The following is a 17,101-nucleotide window of genomic DNA, read 5'->3' as shown; positions in this document are numbered from 1 at the left end:
AAATAGGGGTTCGCACAATTATCGTTGTTCGAATATTTAAGGAGGAACAATCTCTCATGCCAACGCCAATGAGCCTATCTCAACTCGCTATCCATGCAGAGAGCAAGCAAAACTATTCCGATGACCAAATCGTTAATATGTTCTTCGCCACTTATCAACGTTCGAAATATACAGTAAGAAATTACCGCAGCGCTATCGAGAAATTTCGCAGTTTTATCGGGGATAAATCTTTGAAAGATGTGACGTGGAAAGAAATTGAAGTGTACAAAATCGGGCTGATTGAAGGGCTCCTCGACCAGCAAAACAAACCGAAAGCGCCGGCGACCGTCGCTATTCATATTGCTCCGCTGCGCTCGCTTTACAAATGGGGAAGCGATTCGAATATCGGGATTTTCCCCAATAACCCCACTACAAGCGTTCGTATGCCCAAAATAACAGTCACCAGCAAAAACAATTATTTGACCAAAAGCGAGGTTCTCAGGTTGTTCGAGCAGTTGAAACAGCAGGGCTCCCGGCAATATTTGGTCGGTTTAACCCTGGTTTTACTGGGCTTGCGGGTGTCTGAGCTAATCTCCATGGAATGGGGGCATTTCCACCCCGACCCGGAAGAACGCTCGATTTGGCTGACTGTGCAGGGAAAGGGCGGGAAACAACGAGAGGTCAAAATCCCGCATCTGCTATGGGAACTTTTCAACCAGTATCTGTCTCGAACCTCGCAAAAGAAAGTGTCGCCCGAGCAAAAAGTGTTCCCGGTATCCGTAAGGCGAATTGAGAAAATGATCCAGAAAGCCCGCGAACAAAGCGGCCTGGAGAAAAAGGTTACCCCTCACTGGCTCAGACATACCAATGCTACTTTAGCCTTACTTCGCGGCGCAACGCTGCAGCAGGTCCAGGAATCGCTCGGACATACGCATATCAACACGACACAGCGCTATTTACATACAGTTCAGCAAATAAAAAAAGCAGCCCCGGATTTCGTCGAGGACTTCTTAAAGGACAGTTTATAGTAAATTAATCCTAGTACTCTTGTATTATGATATGGTATTTATTATAATACTCATTAATGAATAGCCTGTAGAATTAAAGAAAATTAAGAAGAAATTTCTTTGTAATTGTCGAACAACGATAATTGTGCGAACCCCTATTTTATTGCAGTTCAAGAAACAGAGATGCATTTGCTAGAATATGGCTAATAAGTAAAGTACAGGTCAAGGTTGCACCTGTCAAAAGATGTTATAAGCAACACCGCTGAAACCACTACAGTAAAATATAAAGGGAGCCTTTCGGGGCTCCCTTTTCATTTATGCCAGACTAACACAACAGTGCTTGCACCCATACGCAATCATGATTATAGAGCATATTTTACTCATGTTGTAGTTCCAATGTGGCTGAACGTATCACTCCCCCTAAGGATTATACTATACTTTGGTAAAGTTTAACTTCATAGTATGTTAATTTCCCGCTTATAGGAACAAGTTCCTTTAAAATAAATCTCATAGCTGCTCCAAATCGATCGTCAGCCCTGGATCCCCTTCCCTGGAAAAATCAATTTTATATAAAATGCACCTTGAGTACATGGATACTTGGCCCGACAATATAACTTGAGGAAAGCGTTTCCTACTACGATTTATAAGGAGTGATGGTGTTTGAATACGAATAAAAATACGATAAAGCCTGCGAGAGGTCGTTCATTATCATCTAAATAGACACCTCTCATCAGGCAATGGGAGGCTAGCGGGTATGATGCTTTTAAGAAACATGGTTCAAGGATTGGAAAATGACTCTCCTGCCAAAGAACTGATCCGGCGTTGGGATCATGATGAGAGTACATTGAAATTTTGGAGAGCTAGCAGCAATTTCGTTTACACTTTTGACATGAACGCTTCGCGGCACTTCCTCCGGTTCATTCATGAAGAGGATAACTCGCCGGGGAATATTCAGGCTGAACTTGATTTTATCCGGTACTTACTGGACAAAGGTTATGCCGTCGCAGCTCCCGTTCGCTCCAGGAACGGCAATTGGATCGAAACGATTTCGACCGAAAACGGGATTTATTACGGCGTTGTTTTCGAACGGGCCGCAGGACAGTATCTCCCGCTTGATCAGATGTCGGATCTTCATTTGGAACAATGGGGCCGATCCCTCGCCTCGCTTCACCAATTATCCGAAACGTATGCCCCCGGAGAGACATCGCGAAAAAGCTGGCTGGATGCGCTGGCGTTCATATCATCGGTACTACAGCGCTATCCCCGGGAGTCAGGGCTCCGGCAAGAACTTGAGCGATTGAAGGACCAGCTCTCAGAGCTGCCTGCCGGCAAAGGGCATACAGGGCTGATCCACTACGATTTTGAGACCGACAATGTGTTTTACGTCGCCGCGGAAGCGCGGTATTGCGCTATTGATTTTGACGATGCGATGATGCATTGGTATATGATGGATGTCACCTGCGCCCTTTCCGATATCGTTGAACTGGACGGAGAGGAATCCGAACGAAAGACTCGACAATTTCTTGCAGGATATGCCTCGATAAAACCTTTGGACGAGAGCTGTTTGAGCGCCATCCCTATTTTCCGGAAGTTTGCGGATCTTTACACATTCGCCCGGCTTCTCCGCAGCGTCGAGGATATGGATACCGCCAACTCGCCGGAGTGGGCCCTTGCGCTCAAGGATAAGCTGCTCGCCGCATGCAGCCGGATTCGCGCAAGCTACCGCCCCGCGGTTGAGCTAAAACCCATCGATCAAAATAACTGGTATGATTGAGATTTTCGAAGCACGATTGACTAACATGCCGGATTTAGCCGCCTGATTGTTGGGCGGTTTTTTGCCATCCCTCTATAAGCCTAACCCGAATCGCTTCAATTCGATAAAAATCCCTTCCAAACGTCTTCCTTTGTCCGTTAACGTATATTCCACACGCGGGGGAACTTCCGGGTATACTTTCCTGCTCAATATCCCGTTGTCCTCCAGTTCTCTAAGGCGGAGCGAAAGCGTCTTAGGGCTAATTCCGTCCATCGATTTCTGCAGGTCGCTGAATCGCATCGTCCCTTCGATTAACAGGTCCCGAATGATTAGAAAGGTCCATTTGCTCCCAATCACATCCAACGCCTTGGCAATGGGACAAAGTTCGCCAGGGGTTCCTTTGGTCAATTCGGCCGGTTCCATATCGCTCATCGAAGCTTCCCCCCGAATTTTTTTGGGCTAATTAAGCCCATCATATCACAATGCTACATTTTCGGAAACTATATGAATTAAATATCACTACTTCCCTAAATGAATTTACTGTATATATACTACCATTGAGGCCAATCGCGGCAGCTCGGAATATGCAGGAAGGAGTAGGAACGCTGAACCAAACCTTGACGGACAAAATGGTGCAAGCCTTCCTTGGCATGACGCCTTTGAAAAGCTTCGCTTGCATCTCAATGAAGTGTTGAAGTTTTAAGCAAAGTCAGGAGGATGAGCGATGTTGCGCAATCAGAAAGTTGTCATTATCGGCGGAAGTTCGGGGATTGGTTTCGAAACAGCCAGACAAGCGGCGGCACTCGGAGCAGAAGTGATTATTGCCAGCCGCTCCAAAGACAAGCTGCTGCAAGCAAAAGAACAGTTGGGAACCAAAGCTGAGACTTATGCGCTGGATACGACGCAAGAAGGGCAAGTACAGTCCTTCTTCGAAACCGTCGGCGAGTTCGACCATCTTGTGGTGACCGCGGCGGAAACATCCGGCGGAGCGTTCCTCCAAACGGATATCGCAAAAGCGCGGCAGTTGTTTGAAAACAAATTTTGGGGCCAATTTTATGCCGCTAAATACGGCGCTCCGAAAGTTTTGCCTAACGGCTCCATCACCTTGTTCTCGGGAGTTGTGGCCTACAAATCCATGATCGGTTCGGCGGCCCTGGGCGCAGTCAATGCGGCCGTCTCGAATCTGGGCCAAACCTTGGCCCTGGAGCTTGCGCCAATCAGGGTGAACGTCGTTTCACCCGGCATCATCGATACGCCGTCACGCAGCAAAATGCCGGAAGAAGCCCGCAATCAGTTCTACGCCGCGGTAGGAAACAAGCTCCCCGTGAAACGAGTAGGCAAAGCTGAAGACGTCGCGCGAAGCGTGCTGTACCTGCTCGGCAACAGCTTCGTGACCGGAACCGTTCTTCACGTGGAAGGCGGCCACATTTTGACTTAAAAGCGGCCGCTACAAGAAGCCATCGCCTCTCGCTCGGCAGCGGGAGCGCTGGCTTTTTATGTTCGACAAATTATCTGAAAAATTTTACAATTCTATTGATTTTTCAGATAATTACTGAGATGATAGATGAAATCATAATAAATTTACTAGAAAACCTATGTTTTACCATTTTATTCGTGAAAGGAGGCATGTACTGCCTGAAAAGGCGAAATTGAACAAACAGTTTATAGAGCGCTTTCACAATACGAGCCGAATGGAGGAATTTAATGATGAAAAGCAGCAAATGGGCAAAAAAACTAGGCTTGAGCTCTCTTATTTTGGGTGCGCTGATGATTGTTCCGACGCTTTCGGCTTTTGCCGCCTGGAACGATCTGCATACCGGCTACGCCACTTATACGGGCTCGGGCTACTCGGGAGGTGCCGTGCTGCTCGATCCTATCCCGCCAACGATGGAGATTACGGCTTTGAATCCGACCGACATGAATTATGGCGGTGTCAAAGCGGCTCTCGCGGGAGCCTACCTGGAAGTTGAAGGCCCGAAAGGGAAAACGACCGTCTACGTGACCGATTTATATCCCGAAGGCGCTCCGGGTGCTCTTGATCTTTCCCCGAACGCGTTCGCCAAGATCGGCAACATCCCCGACGGCAAAATCAATATCAAGTGGAAAGTCGTCAAAGCCCCGATTCAGGGAAATTTTTCCTATCGAATCAAGGAAGGCAGCAGCCAGTGGTGGGCCGCCATTCAAGTGCGAAACCACAAGTACCCTGTTATGACGCTGGAATACTTGAAAGACGGCAGTTGGATCAATTTGGAGAAAATGGACTATAACCATTTCGTCGGTACGCAGTTAGGCACCAAGCCTCTGCAGGTTCGCATCACTGACATCAAGGGCAGAACGGTGACGGATACGATACCGGGGCTAGCCGAAAACGGAACATCGGGAGCTTACATCGTTCCCGGCAATGTCCAGTTTGCCGATTTCCGACTATTGACTTTTACACTAATGTCAACCCTTTAGAATAGAGTCGAACACAAATGAAGGGAGGCATTTCTTTTGGACAGTGTAAAAGATCTCAATAAGCATGAAGGATCGGTTGCGGCAGATGCTGTCATGGAAAATAAGGATCGTACGCCTGTGACGGTTATCGGACTCGGTCCGATGGGGCAGGCGCTGGCTGGTGCGCTGCTGAAGAGCGGTCACCCAACGACAATATGGAACCGCTCGGTCGGTAAGGCAGATGCTCTCGTTAAGCAGGGCGCCGTCCCCGCGAATACTGTCGCTGAAGCTGTCGCGACAAGCCCGCTGGTCATCATCTGCGTGTTAGACTACAACGTCGTGCAAGCGATCCTCGAGCCCGCAAGGGGCGCCCTAAGAGGGCGAACGCTCGTGAACCTTACTGCCGGCTCTCCGGTGCGGTCCCGCAAAATGTTTGCATGGGCTGCCGAGCAAGAAATCGATTATATCGATGGAGCGATTTTGACCCCCACCCCAACCATCGGAACACCGGCGGCAGTCATTTTGTACAATGGACCGGAGCTCGTCTATAAGGCTGCTCAACCAGTATTAGCCAGCTTGGGCGGTACTGCTTCCTATCTTGGCGCATCCCCCGGCCGGGCAGCGGCGTTTGACGTGGCCTTGCTTGATTACTTTTGGACGTGTATGAGCGGGTATTCGAAAAAATGGATTCCCCAGGTTGTTCGCATCTCTAAAACGATTATAAATCGTCCCGACTCAAATTATCGTACTAAGATCCAGTCTCCAATCGTTGCACCACATAAAATTCCCCGGTGGATATTCGAAGCTGCACTCGGCGGCCAATATAAAGCCTAGTTTCCTGCAAATGGCGTTTGATGCCGGATTGTCGATGGACGGAAATGCATGCATATACCTTCTTTTCTTCTCTGCGCTAGCGCTGGCAATAGCGGCTTCGGCCGCTCTAGCCGCAATTCCTTTTCCTTGGAACGGCGGCAAGACGCCCCAACCTACCTCGTATATAGTCTCCTCTTGCCAGACACGCTCCCAGTACCCGATGTTGCCCACCGCTTCGAGCTCCGGGAGCAGAACTATACTGTACATACGCCCTGTACATACGCCCTGTACCTTTCCCTTCGATCTCAACGTATCGTTTGTGGCGGTTCAGGACCTGCTCCTCTGTCTCCGGACCTCCTAAGTGCTCGAGCATCTCCGGTGCATTCATACGATACAGCAATGCAAGGTCGGTATCTGCCCAGGGCTTAATCTTTACTTGCAATTCATTGGTTTGATTCAACGAATCCCTCGCTCCTTTACGCTATCGGCTGATGTTTTTAGATTATAACACATAGGGAACGTATGTTTCCATCGAAAAATCCCTTCCTGATAAAAAGTAGCAAGGCAGCCCAGGCGGTCTAAGAAGACCGGACGGACTGCCTTGTTCGTTATATGGGCTGCGAGCGCGCCTGTCTCCCGCTTGTGGATGCGTTCGTCGGTCTTCCTTCCAGGTCCTGCCACCAGAAATCCCGCTGCGGTAATAGCGGAATCTGATCCAGATAGACCGGTTCGCCGATTCTAGGAATCCGGTAAGGAATGCTCTGCTCTTCGGCCGCGGCCGATACCCTTCTTGCGGGATCGTTCCAGTCATGCAGCGCCAAAGTGAACCCTCCCCAATGTACGGGCAGCAGAACCCCTCCCTGAACGTCCCGATGCGCTTGCACCGTCTCCTCCGGTAGCATATGCACGCCACTCCAGCGCTTGTCATATTGCCCGCATTCCATAATGGCCAGTTCGAACGGTCCGTGCTGACGGCCTATTCGCTCAAAGTGAGGACCGTAGCCCCCGTCCCCGCTGTAGAAGAGACTTCTCTCCTCCGTCTTGATTACCCACGAGCACCATAGGGTGGAATCCCGATCGAACAGCCCTCTTCCCGAGAAATGTCTCGCCGGCGTGCAAGCGAAGCGAATGCCCTGAACGATCTGTTCTTCCCCCCAGTCCAGCTCGATGACGGCATCTGGTGACGCTCCTCGTTTCCGGATTCGCTTGCCGACTCCGAGCGGAACGAGGAAAGTACCCGCCTTCGGAATAAGCTTGCGAATGGAGGAAGAATCCAGATGATCGTAGTGATCGTGAGACAGAACAACAATATCGATCGGAGGAAGCTCCTCAATCGTGATTGGCAAATTAACGCTATATCTCCTATTACGGGAAAAAGGAATCGGCGACGGGTTCTTGCCCAGCATCGGGTCGATTAGGATCGTCTTGCCACCTAGCTGAAGCATTGACGCCGAATGTCCAAACCAGACGACCTTGTCCTTTCCGTCCTTTAGCGTGTCATGCTGAAGAGGGATAATAGGAAGCGGCTGCTTCGGCCTTCTCTGGGTTTTTGGAGATAGAAATTCAAGGAGCATGGACACAAGGTCTCCTGCCCCAAATTTCACAATCGCCGGGATTTCGTTCTGGAATTTTCCGTTCTTGGCTCGATTTGATCGATTCCAATCGTTCACCTGTCTGCTCTCCTCCTCCCGTATCTACGAGTCCGTTTATCTCCGTCAAATTCGTGTTCTCCATCCGGCTCTTCGATCGGCTTTGGCTAAATTCCCTGGTCTATTTTAGGGCAAATCTTTCTTGTATCATTTGCACATAAGCTTCATCGCCTTGAGTTTCTCTTAAAGCTATAATTTGTTTTGCATCTTCACCGGCAATGTATCTCAGTTTATCTGTTCCATCGGTAACTGCTTCATAAATCACTTCAGCTACAAGTTCGGGAGGACTGGATATTTGCTGATTTTCACTTGAAGCTAAATTAAAGAAATTGCTAACATATGCATTATAATCAGTTATTGTTTCTGATTTTGCATGATCCATAGATCTACCGGCAAAATCTGTTGTCATTGAACCGGGTTCTACCAATTTCACTTTAATCCCAAAATTACTTAATTCATAGCTTAACGATTCTGTTAAACCTTCAACTGCGAATTTAGTAGAATTATAAGTTGATATTAATGGAAGTGTTGTTTTACCCGCCATAGATCCTATATTCACAATTATACCTTTTTTATTCTCTCTAAAATGCTTTAAAAATGTTCTGGTAGTATTAATTAAACCAAATACATTTACGTCAAACTCTCTGCGAATTTGCTCATCCGTAGAGATTTCAATCGGTCCAAATAAAGCATATCCTGCATTATTGACCAGGGCATCTATCGTTCCGAATTCTTTTAAAATATCTTCATATGCTTTATTAATTGTTTCTTGTTTTGTAACATCAAGGAGATAAATTTTGACATTTTCAATTTGAGTTAATTCATTTTCGCTTTCTGGCGATCTCATAGTGGCAGCTATATTCCATCCATTTTCTGCAAAATATTTAGCTGTTACCTTTCCAATACCAGATGAAGCTCCTGTTATAACAACTGTTTTCTTTTCCATAGTAATTCCTCCTTCTGAAATTAACTGACGAATCGTCAATAATCAGATTACAGGATAAATTACACGATGTCAACTATGGTGGAATAATGAATTGACAATGTGTTATCATAACTCAAGAGGAGATCGATACAATGGATTTTATAAGGGCAAGAACACCGGATCAAATAACCAGCAGACAGGAAGAAATCATCAATGCCTGCGACACATTATTCTGTCAAAGCGGATATGAGGGCGTAACCTTTAAGGCAATTTCCGAACTGACCTCTTTTACACGCCCGTCGATTTATAACTATTACAAAACTAAAGACGAGGTATTGCTGGACCTTCTGGCCCGGGAATTGCTAAGATGGCAGGCCAGGATGCTGGAAGTAATGAATACTACAGCCAAGATGACAAAAGAACAGTATAGCACTTTTCTGACGAAGACTTTGTTATCGCACGATAAGATGTTGAAGCTGCTTTCCATACTCTTTTCAGTTCTCGAAATCAACAGCAGTGTTGAAAAGCTTGCAGAATTCAAAAAGGTTAGCTATATTCTGGACACTATTGCTGCAAGTTTGGATAAATATTTTCCCGAGGCGCCCCCTGAAAACAAGGCCATTTTCGTTTCAGCGTTTTCGGTGTATATTCTTGGGCTGTATCCGATATCTCATCTGTCGCAAAAACAACTTGAGGCCATGCAGCTAGTCGAGGTTAACCACGCTGTACCTGATCTTGAATATTTGTGTTACCATGGGATACTTCTTCTGCTTTCTGATTTGTGATACTACATTCACCAAATCCTTCGTTTATTATGCGCCACCGCTTCGCGCCTTACCGGCTTCGGCCGGTAGGTCTTGCTTTTCGCTCCGGCGTGCATGAAGTTTATTCAAAAATCAAATACCAGAATAACGCAATCTCATCATTGTGTTTATCAATACCCTGATACAAGTTAAGATCAAGCCCGCCTATTACAAAACCACAACTTTTATAAAATTTGCACGCATTCACGTTGTTGCTTTGCGTCTCCAACATGATTCCGGGCATTCCGCCGTTTTTCGCCCACCGCTTGGCCTGCTCGATCAGTTTACGGCCTACTCCATGCCCTCTATAATTTTTGTCTACCGCTATGTCTTCTACAAGAGCATATTTGTTCCAGTTCCGTTTCAATACGATACGGCCTACTGCTTGATTCCCGGCCCAGGCCAAGTACACTATTCGATCCGGGCTATCGATATAGTCTGAATAATCCTCATCTTCTGCTTCCTGAAACCGTTCTTCCGAATAACTTTTTGTATAGCCGGGAATTGGTTTCACCGTGAATCCGAACTCTCGATCCGTCAAGGACAGGACGAGGGTAGAATCAACAGTAAAACTGTCGTCTATATGCTTCCAGACATTTTCATCTCCAACCGCGAAATTCCGAATCACAATATCCATACTCATCCTCTTAACTGTCTATACTGATCTGTATTCAAGGTGAAGCAATGGAAATGGCTTACCCGAACCATCCAATTCCGACCGGCCGATCTGTACGAATCCAACCCGTTTGTAGAAGGCACACGCTCCGTCGTTTTGCTCATTGACATCAACTTGGAGAGTACTTCCTTTTAATTTTTGGGCATGTTCGATTAAACGGCTGCCTATTCCCATTCCGTGGTGTTCTGGATCTACGAACAGCATCTCGATCTTAGTTCCGACAAGTCCGATAAACCCTGCCGGTTCTTTATTTTCGTTTCTTCTTACCCAGATCTCAACTTCTCTTAAGGCCCCGTTTTGAACTATACTGCGGTAAAATTGGATGTCCGAATCCGTCAAAAAAGTATGGGTACGACATACGGCCCGGTACCAAATATCGACTAATATATCGTGATCACTTTCCTGGTATGGGGTAATTATGTTCGACATCAAGGTTCCTCCTCCAAACGATCGACTTTCAGTGAAACAAGCATAACACGCTGATCCAGGAGGAAACAAGAATGCACATTTCTCCCATGCTTTAGAACTGGCGCCCGGTCAGCAGCCCTTATTCAAAAATCGAAACGGAACTTGATGACAATTTATGGGAAATATTTATTTTCGGACAACATATTTTTTGTTTAAATGTTATAATATGGTTTGCATACGCTTACAATTAAAGGAGAAAGGAGGCTCACAACTCAACGGAAACGGAGCAGTCTCATTTATTTTAAAATTCTAAGGAGGTATTATGATGCTACTAAAGTCAACTTTTGTAAAAATGTTCAGCGCGCTGCTGCTGCTGGCTGGTTTGCTGGTGCCCCCAGCGACGGCGCAGACAGCCCCTGCGGCGGCTCTCGCGCCGCCGGCAGGTGTAACGCCGGGGACGCTATCACAGATCACGTCGTTCGGCAACAACCCGAGCGGCCTGAAAATGTACGTCTACGTGCCGCGCAACCTGGCCCCGAATCCTGCATTGCTGGTGGCCGTACACTTCTGTTCGGGTTCGGCTTCTGCTTTCTACAACGGCTATGCTCGCGACTTCGTCACAGCCGCTGAGCAGTACGGCTACATCATCGTTTTCCCCGAATCCACGCACACCGAATTCAGCAGCTGCTTCGACGTGTGGAGTCCGAAAGCGCTTACTCGCGGCGGCGGCAGCGATCCTGTCGGCATCATGTCGATGGTATCGTGGACCAAGGCGAATTATAACATCGACTCCAGCCGTGTCTACGTGACCGGCGCATCCTCCGGTGCGATGATGACCAACGTACTGCTCGCCGAGTACCCGGACGTCTTCGCTGCCGGAACGGTGTTCATGGGCGTGCCCGCCACCTGCTTCGCCACCGGCAGCGCCACCAACTTCTGGAACAGTCAGTGCGCGAACGGCCAGATTTCCAAGACCGCCCAACAGTGGGGAGCCGCCGCCCGCGCGATGTTCCCCGGCTACACAGGAAGCTACCCGCGCATCCAGCTCTGGCACGGTACTGCCGACAATATACTTAACTACAACAACTTCAAAGAAGAAATCAAGCAGTGGACCAATCTGCGCGGCGTCTCCGCCACCCCGGTCAACACCGATAGCCCGCAGTCGGGCTGGACCCGCACACGCTACGGCAGCACTTCCACCCAACCACCGGTTGAGGCAATCAGCGTGCAGGGCGCCGGTCACTCGATGCCCCAGTCCGCGGTCGGCTACTCGATCGCCTTCCTCGGCCTGAACATCAGGCGGTGATTCCGGCAGCGGAACAACGGGCGAAATTCAACTGCGCGACGCCTTAAAAAAGTCGATCTCAAACGAGACAAGGAGCCCTTGCGGGCTCCTTGTCGTTTTTTCTGATGCCTCTCGACTCTTACTCTTCCCCTGTTGCAATCGGGTTGTCTTCCCAACTGATCCAATCGCTCCAGCTGCCGGAATACAGCTTCACATTCGCGAAGCCCGCTTCTTTCAGCGCGAGCACGTTCGGGCATGCGGTTACGCCCGATCCGCAGTACACGATGATCTCTTCCGCGTCCTTCAGCCCGGCAAAATGCCGCTGCTGCTCTTCCGCGGATTTCCACGCGCCGCTTTCGTCCAGCACGCCTTTCCAGAAGTAATTGCGCGCGCCCGGGATATGCCCGGCGGCGGCATCGATCGGCTCTTCCAGGCCGAGGTAGCGCCGCGGCTCGCGGGAATCCACAAGCACGGTGCCTTCGCGGCCCAGCTTGTCCTTCACCTCGTCCATGCTGGCGAGCATGGCGCGGTTCACCTTCGGCGAGAACGTGCGCGGATATACGGCAGGTTCTTCGGCAGTGACCGGGTAGCCGGCTGTTTTCCATGCGGTATACCCTTGGTCGAGCACATAAACTTCGGAATGACCGAGGAATCTCAGCATCCACCACAGCCGGGAAGCCATTGCGCCGCCTTGATCGTCATAGGCGACTACGGTTTTGGTTCCGTCAATGCCCAGATTGCCGACGAGAATCGAAAAAGCGCCGAGATCAGGCAGCGGATGCCGGCCTCCGTGGGCCATAAGAGAGCCCGAGAGATCTTTTTCCAAATCTACATAGACGGCTCCGGGTATGTGGTCAAGCTGGTAGCTTGTTCTGCCGGATTCCGGTTGTCCCAGCGCAAACCGGCAGTCCGCGATCACGATATTCGCGTCTCCCAATTGGCCGAGCAGCCATGATTGGCTTACGATATTTTCCAAAATAAGGGCACCACCTTCGTAAAATAGACTTGATTAATCGCCAATCCCCATGGTCGGATTGATGGAGTAGCTCAGCCAGTTGCCCAGCTCTCCTCCCATTTTATCGTAAAACCGCTGCGCACGGGAATTATCTTTGGCCGTTGTCCATGAAAGTCTGGCGTAGCCGTTCCTTGCGGCATAACCTTTGGAAGCGGCAAAAAGCTTCTGTGCCGCGCCTTGTCCCCGTTCCGCCTCAATAACGAACAAATCGTTCATGACGGCGATTTTGGCTGCCCGCAGCGTGCTGAATGTGAAGTACAACGTAGCAAAACCGACCAATGTGCCGTCATCGGTTTCGGCCACGAACTGGATGCCTTCTTTTTGTTCCAGCAATGTATGGATCAATGCGTTCAACTTCTCGTCTTCCGGCGGCCGATACTCGTAAAAGCCGACGATATAAGCAAGCATAAGCTCACGGAGCTGAGTAATATCCTGCACGGTTGCTTCTCGAATGGTAGTTTGGGACATGGTGGAACCTCCTTCGGGTTTTTCATTGGATACTGGGTTCGTGTGCGGCAAATCTATAACTCTATTGTACGATAATAGCGTTCACAATGAATTGAGAATTTTCTGGAAACTTACAAAGCAGCGGCAGTATATACGAATTTTGTAGCCAAACTTGCCGAGAAAAGCTACCATTAACGAATGAAGACTCGGCAAATTGCAAGTAAACCGCAAGCAAAGCACAGGCCGGACCCTATTCTATCAAAAAGGATGATAGCCCCATGAATCCAGTCTTAAACTGGCGCATAATTCCTCTCACCGAAGAACACGGCAAACAATTGTGCTGCTGGGCGTACGAGCCCCCCTGGGATATTTGCAATTGGCCTTCATGGCAGGAAATGCTCGCTGACGGCAAGGAGTTCGCCGATCCGGCGATCAGGGCGGAGCAATACTGCGGCATTGTCGATGCCGATGGGCGGCTGTGCGGATTCGCGCAATTTTTCCCGCTTGCAGGCGTTACCCGGCTGGGGCTCGGACTAAGACCGGACTTGTGCGGGCAAGGTCTGGGAGCCGCATTCATGAAGCTGATCGTGCAGGAAGCGCAGAGAAGATCGCCCGCGCAGGAAATCGATCTGGAAGTGCTGACCGATAACGAAAGGGCGATCCGCGCCTACGAAAAGGCCGGTTTTGCCGTTACGGATACGTATGAAAAAATGACTCCGTCAGGACCGGACGCATTTCACTGCATGGTCTATCAAAAGCACGAGTGAGCACCCGGACCCGGTTCTAAGCCGCATGCAAACCGCATGCAACCTGCAAGCTAGGAGTCTGTCCGATGAAGATTCTATGCACGCCGCCCGCCAGACTCCTAGCCGGAATGCACGCCGCCATAAGCAAGCTCGAACTGCCGGGCCGTGCTAAAGTCCAGCTCGGTCAAGCCACCCGCATGCCAGGTGGTCAGGCGGAGCGTGACCGTTTTATAATCGATGGCGATCAGGGGATGGTGGTTGCAGGCTTCCGCAATGCGGGCGACTTCGTTCACGAATCCGATTCCTTCAAGAAATTCGGCAAAACGATATTTTCTCACGATCCACTTCCGATCATCAAGCGTCCAGCCGGTCAAGCCCGCAAGACGGTTGGCAACCTCCTCCACGGACAGCTTTGCGGACATCCGAACGCCTCCCTACTCGTAATCGTACACGGCCATATCGGCCGCGCTCTCGCCTGCATAGGTGCGCAGCAGCTCCAAAAACGGCAAGCCGTAGTTGCGGAACTTCACCTCGCCGACACCTTTGATCCGCAGCATGCCGGCTTCCGTCGTCGGACATATCTCGCTCATCTCGCGCAGCGTGCTGTCGGAGAAAATAATATACGGCGGCACTTTCTCCCGCTGGGCAATTTCCCGGCGCAGCAGGCGAAGCTGCTCGAACAAGGTGTTGTCGACGGCAGCGGCTTTGATCTGCTGTTTGCGCACTTTTTGGTACACCTGCAGCTTGCCTTGCAAAACCTCCGCTGCGGGCTGCAGCAGCTTCACGACCGGATACTGGCCTTCGGACAGCTGCAAGTAGCCTTCGGAGATCAGCACGTTGATCAGGTCGGAAATTTCCTTTTCCGGCAAGTCACGCATTATACCGTATGTTTGCAGGCGGTCGAAGCGGTAGTCGAGAATTTTTTTGGCTTTCGAGCCCTTGAGCACGGAGGCGACCATCGAAATCCCGAACCGCTCTTGCATGCGCCGGATGCAGGAAAAGATTTTTTGCGCTTCGACGGTAATGTCCACGGTATCCCGGTCATCCTTGCAGGAGCTGCAGTTCCCGCATGTGTCTTTGACATTTTTTTCGTCAAAATAATGCAAAATATAATTGCGCAGGCAGCGGGGCGAGTAGCAGTAGTCGATCATGATCTGCAGCTTTTTGTACTCGTTCGCTTTGCGTTCAGGCGACAGCTGATTTTGCTCGATCAGGAACTTCTGCGTCATAATGTCCTGCGCGCTGAACAGCAGAATGCATTCGCTCGGCTCTCCGTCGCGCCCGGCGCGGCCCGCTTCCTGGTAATACGCCTCCATATTTTTCGGCATATTGTAGTGAATGACGTACCGCACGTTGGATTTATCGATGCCCATGCCAAAAGCGTTCGTCGCAATCATCACGCGAATATCGTCGTAAATGAACGACTCCTGCATATGGGAGCGCTCCTCGTCCGATAACCCGGCGTGATACCGGCCGACGGCGAACCCTTTTTTGCGCAGCAGCTCGTGAAGATCCTCCACTTCCTTGCGCGTGGCGGCATAAATAATGCCCGGCTGATGCGTATGCTCTTTGACGTAGTTCAAAATGTAATCCCGCTTGTTCTCGCCGCGCAAAATCGTCAGCTCCAGATTGTCCCGGCTGAAGCCGTTGATATAAATGCCCGCATCCTCCAGCTCCAGCAGCCGCGCGATGTCCTCCGTCACTTCAGCCGTAGCGGTCGCCGTAAAAGCGGCCACGATCGGGCGGTTCGGCAGCTCGCGGATAAACGGCGCAATCGCCACATAGCTCGGGCGAAAATCGTGCCCCCACTGCGACACGCAGTGCGCCTCGTCGATGGCGACAAAAGGCAGGTTCAACGCGGCCATCCTGGCGCGGAACCGCTCCGACTCCAGGCGCTCGGGTGCTATGTACAGCAGCTTGTATTTGCCCTGCATGGCCCCTTGGATGCGCTGCTGCACTTCCCTCGCTTCCAGCGTGCTGTTGATGAACGTGGCAGGTATGCCCAAACTGTTCAGCGCATCCACCTGGTCCTTCATCAGCGAAATAAGCGGCGAAATGACGAGCGTCACGCCATCCATGAGCAGTGCCGGAACTTGATAGCATATGGATTTGCCGCCTCCCGTAGGCATGATGCCGAGCGTATCCTTGCCCTCCAGAAGATTGGCGATAATATTTTTTTGGCCTTCGCGAAATTCCGAGTAACCGTAAACCTGCTGCAACACTTTTCTGGCTTCAGAAAGCATGGTTTCCATACTCCTTAACAAAGTTTAATCCATTCTTCCATGATACCATACTCTGTCAATTTGCTTCAGTACAATTGTTCCTCGACGGGCGGCCGGGCGAATGTGGGACAAAATCAACATGCGTACGGCAAACAAATATGTCCCTAAAAGCGTTCTGCGACGACGACGCATAGCTGCGGTTAAACCCCCGACTTCGGGCAACCATCCCCCCCCCCAAAAAATCCCTGCACTTTCGCAGGTTTTTGCGGGCTGGAAGCATGTGGTCGACCAACCGCTGTCATGAGGCGCAACACCGCACATTGGGAGCTGCACGCGGTGCGAAAAGCATGGCGGGCCTGTCCACCCGCCGCGCCAAGCGCCTTGAGAAGCGCGCGATATGCCAAAAAAGCCGGTTCCTCGCGGAACGGCCCTCTTTTCCTGCCCGGTTCGGTTATACCAAATAAATGACAGAGACGAGCTTTTCGCCGTCATGTACTTTCAGCACATGATTCGCCGAATCGTAACGAACCGTCCCGACTCCCACCTGCATCACGGGCGAACTGCCCAATCCGTAAAAAATGTCGTCAGCCAGCGTGCGCAGGCATTCCTCCCGCTCTTCCGCTGAAAGCTCCTGCCACTCTTCCTCGCTCATCTCGAACAAATCGTAATAACCGTCCACAAGCGCTATGCCGCGCATGAAATCGGTTACAATATCCTTATACTCCCTGCCGTATTTAATCCCCATTCGACTTCTCCTTTCGGTACGGCATCGGCAAACCGCCCATATGCGGCCACCCCTCATTCCGTAGTACCACTTTATCACATTATAGACAGGAATTGCAGAGTTAGTCGTCCGGGAATCCGTCAGAGAAATCGGGCATGCACAAAAGCGGCTTCTCCCACCAGGCGCCTTGCGGTACGGATAAAAAATTATACT

At 50.2% G+C, this 17,101-nt stretch carries 19 protein-coding genes and 1 pseudogene; 9 read left to right on the top strand and 11 right to left on the bottom strand.

All coding sequences use genetic code 11. The features are described from left to right. Nucleotides 1-56: 56 nt before the first annotated feature. Both AC3G2T_RS37165 and AC3G2T_RS37160 read left to right on the top strand, forming a co-directional pair. Entirely contained in the window at nucleotides 57-1,007 is a 951-nt protein-coding gene (locus tag AC3G2T_RS37165) for a tyrosine-type recombinase/integrase (protein WP_474687346.1), read from the top strand. A gap of 733 nt (nucleotides 1,008-1,740) precedes the next feature. Further along, nucleotides 1,741-2,760: a phosphotransferase enzyme family protein gene (locus AC3G2T_RS37160; RefSeq protein ID WP_488438598.1), complete on the top strand. Its 1,020-nt coding sequence runs from the start codon at nucleotides 1,741-1,743 to the stop codon at nucleotides 2,758-2,760. Nucleotides 2,761-2,832: 72 nt separating this feature from the next. Here AC3G2T_RS37160 and AC3G2T_RS37155 read toward each other — a convergent pair whose 3' ends face one another. After that, entirely contained in the window at nucleotides 2,833-3,171 is a 339-nt protein-coding gene (locus AC3G2T_RS37155; RefSeq protein WP_488438597.1) for a winged helix-turn-helix transcriptional regulator, read from the bottom strand. A 292-nt stretch (nucleotides 3,172-3,463) separates the two neighbouring features. Between AC3G2T_RS37155 and AC3G2T_RS37150 the strand changes: the two genes are divergently transcribed. From AC3G2T_RS37150 to AC3G2T_RS37140, 3 genes are all read left to right on the top strand, one after another. Continuing rightward, nucleotides 3,464-4,177: an SDR family oxidoreductase gene (locus tag AC3G2T_RS37150; protein WP_488438596.1), complete on the top strand. Its 714-nt coding sequence runs from the start codon at nucleotides 3,464-3,466 to the stop codon at nucleotides 4,175-4,177. A 329-nt stretch (nucleotides 4,178-4,506) separates the two neighbouring features. Then, nucleotides 4,507-5,196 (top strand): expansin ExlX, encoded by a 690-nt coding sequence (gene exlX / locus AC3G2T_RS37145; protein WP_488438600.1) that lies wholly within the window; start codon nucleotides 4,507-4,509, stop codon nucleotides 5,194-5,196. 93 nt (nucleotides 5,197-5,289) lie between these two features. After that, entirely contained in the window at nucleotides 5,290-6,009 is a 720-nt protein-coding gene (locus tag AC3G2T_RS37140; RefSeq protein WP_488438599.1) for an NAD(P)-dependent oxidoreductase, read from the top strand. Here the strand turns inward: AC3G2T_RS37140 and AC3G2T_RS37135 are convergent. The 3 genes from AC3G2T_RS37135 to AC3G2T_RS37125 all read right to left on the bottom strand — a co-directional run bounded on the left by AC3G2T_RS37135 (nucleotide 5,911) and on the right by AC3G2T_RS37125 (nucleotide 8,583). Next, on the bottom strand, nucleotides 5,911-6,255 hold the full coding sequence (locus AC3G2T_RS37135; protein ID WP_488438595.1) for a GNAT family N-acetyltransferase: 345 nt from the start codon (nucleotides 6,253-6,255) through the stop codon (nucleotides 5,911-5,913). The genes AC3G2T_RS37140 and AC3G2T_RS37135 overlap by 99 nt on opposite strands. A gap of 341 nt (nucleotides 6,256-6,596) precedes the next feature. Further along, nucleotides 6,597-7,658 carry an MBL fold metallo-hydrolase gene (locus AC3G2T_RS37130; protein WP_488438594.1) on the bottom strand — a complete coding sequence of 354 codons (1,062 nt, stop codon included), beginning with the start codon at nucleotides 7,656-7,658 and terminating at the stop codon, nucleotides 6,597-6,599. A gap of 100 nt (nucleotides 7,659-7,758) precedes the next feature. Then, nucleotides 7,759-8,583: an SDR family oxidoreductase gene (locus tag AC3G2T_RS37125; RefSeq protein ID WP_488438593.1), complete on the bottom strand. Its 825-nt coding sequence runs from the start codon at nucleotides 8,581-8,583 to the stop codon at nucleotides 7,759-7,761. Nucleotides 8,584-8,714: 131 nt separating this feature from the next. Between AC3G2T_RS37125 and AC3G2T_RS37120 the strand changes: the two genes are divergently transcribed. Beyond that, on the top strand, nucleotides 8,715-9,347 hold the full coding sequence (locus tag AC3G2T_RS37120; RefSeq protein ID WP_488438592.1) for a TetR/AcrR family transcriptional regulator: 633 nt from the start codon (nucleotides 8,715-8,717) through the stop codon (nucleotides 9,345-9,347). Nucleotides 9,348-9,447: 100 nt separating this feature from the next. On the opposite strand, the gene AC3G2T_RS37115 is transcribed toward AC3G2T_RS37120, so the two are convergent. Further along, nucleotides 9,448-10,002, bottom strand: coding sequence for a GNAT family N-acetyltransferase (locus tag AC3G2T_RS37115; protein ID WP_474685069.1), 555 nt, complete (start codon nucleotides 10,000-10,002; stop codon nucleotides 9,448-9,450). 18 nt (nucleotides 10,003-10,020) lie between these two features. Then, the gene (locus AC3G2T_RS37110) at nucleotides 10,021-10,470 is read right to left on the bottom strand and encodes an acetyltransferase (protein ID WP_488438591.1); all 450 of its coding nucleotides are present in this window, start codon (nucleotides 10,468-10,470) and stop codon (nucleotides 10,021-10,023) included. A 301-nt stretch (nucleotides 10,471-10,771) separates the two neighbouring features. Here AC3G2T_RS37110 and AC3G2T_RS37105 point away from each other — a divergent pair, with 301 nt between their 5' ends. Then, a complete protein-coding gene (locus tag AC3G2T_RS37105; protein WP_474685067.1) occupies nucleotides 10,772-11,755 on the top strand; it encodes an extracellular catalytic domain type 1 short-chain-length polyhydroxyalkanoate depolymerase in 984 nt (327 codons plus the stop codon). Nucleotides 11,756-11,873: 118 nt separating this feature from the next. On the opposite strand, the gene AC3G2T_RS37100 is transcribed toward AC3G2T_RS37105, so the two are convergent. Together AC3G2T_RS37100 and AC3G2T_RS37095 are read right to left on the bottom strand one after the other, a co-directional pair. After that, complete coding sequence (locus AC3G2T_RS37100; RefSeq protein ID WP_488438590.1) at nucleotides 11,874-12,710, bottom strand: sulfurtransferase; 837 nt, start codon at nucleotides 12,708-12,710, stop codon at nucleotides 11,874-11,876. Nucleotides 12,711-12,743: 33 nt separating this feature from the next. Next, entirely contained in the window at nucleotides 12,744-13,217 is a 474-nt protein-coding gene (locus AC3G2T_RS37095) for a GNAT family N-acetyltransferase (protein ID WP_488438589.1), read from the bottom strand. A gap of 110 nt (nucleotides 13,218-13,327) precedes the next feature. Between AC3G2T_RS37095 and AC3G2T_RS37090 the strand changes: the two are divergent. Further along, nucleotides 13,328-13,420, top strand: a pseudogene (locus tag AC3G2T_RS37090) (hypothetical protein); the annotation flags it as partial. 54 nt (nucleotides 13,421-13,474) lie between these two features. After that, nucleotides 13,475-13,963: a GNAT family N-acetyltransferase gene (locus AC3G2T_RS37085; protein WP_488438588.1), complete on the top strand. Its 489-nt coding sequence runs from the start codon at nucleotides 13,475-13,477 to the stop codon at nucleotides 13,961-13,963. Between the two features lie 98 nt (nucleotides 13,964-14,061). Here the strand turns inward: AC3G2T_RS37085 and AC3G2T_RS37080 are convergent, their stop codons facing one another. The 3 genes from AC3G2T_RS37080 to AC3G2T_RS37070 form a co-directional block, all read right to left on the bottom strand. Then, nucleotides 14,062-14,364 carry a 4a-hydroxytetrahydrobiopterin dehydratase gene (locus tag AC3G2T_RS37080; protein WP_488438587.1) on the bottom strand — a complete coding sequence of 101 codons (303 nt, stop codon included), beginning with the start codon at nucleotides 14,362-14,364 and terminating at the stop codon, nucleotides 14,062-14,064. Nucleotides 14,365-14,376: 12 nt separating this feature from the next. Then, entirely contained in the window at nucleotides 14,377-16,185 is a 1,809-nt protein-coding gene (gene recQ / locus AC3G2T_RS37075) for a DNA helicase RecQ (protein ID WP_488438586.1), read from the bottom strand. Nucleotides 16,186-16,615: 430 nt separating this feature from the next. Beyond that, entirely contained in the window at nucleotides 16,616-16,909 is a 294-nt protein-coding gene (locus AC3G2T_RS37070) for a hypothetical protein (protein ID WP_474685061.1), read from the bottom strand. Nucleotides 16,910-17,101 lie beyond the last annotated feature (192 nt).

The sequence above is a fragment of the Paenibacillus sp. sgz302191 genome (assembly GCF_057749925.1).
Note: the sequence above shows the minus strand (reverse complement) of the source record. Positions and strands in the feature narration are given on the sequence as shown.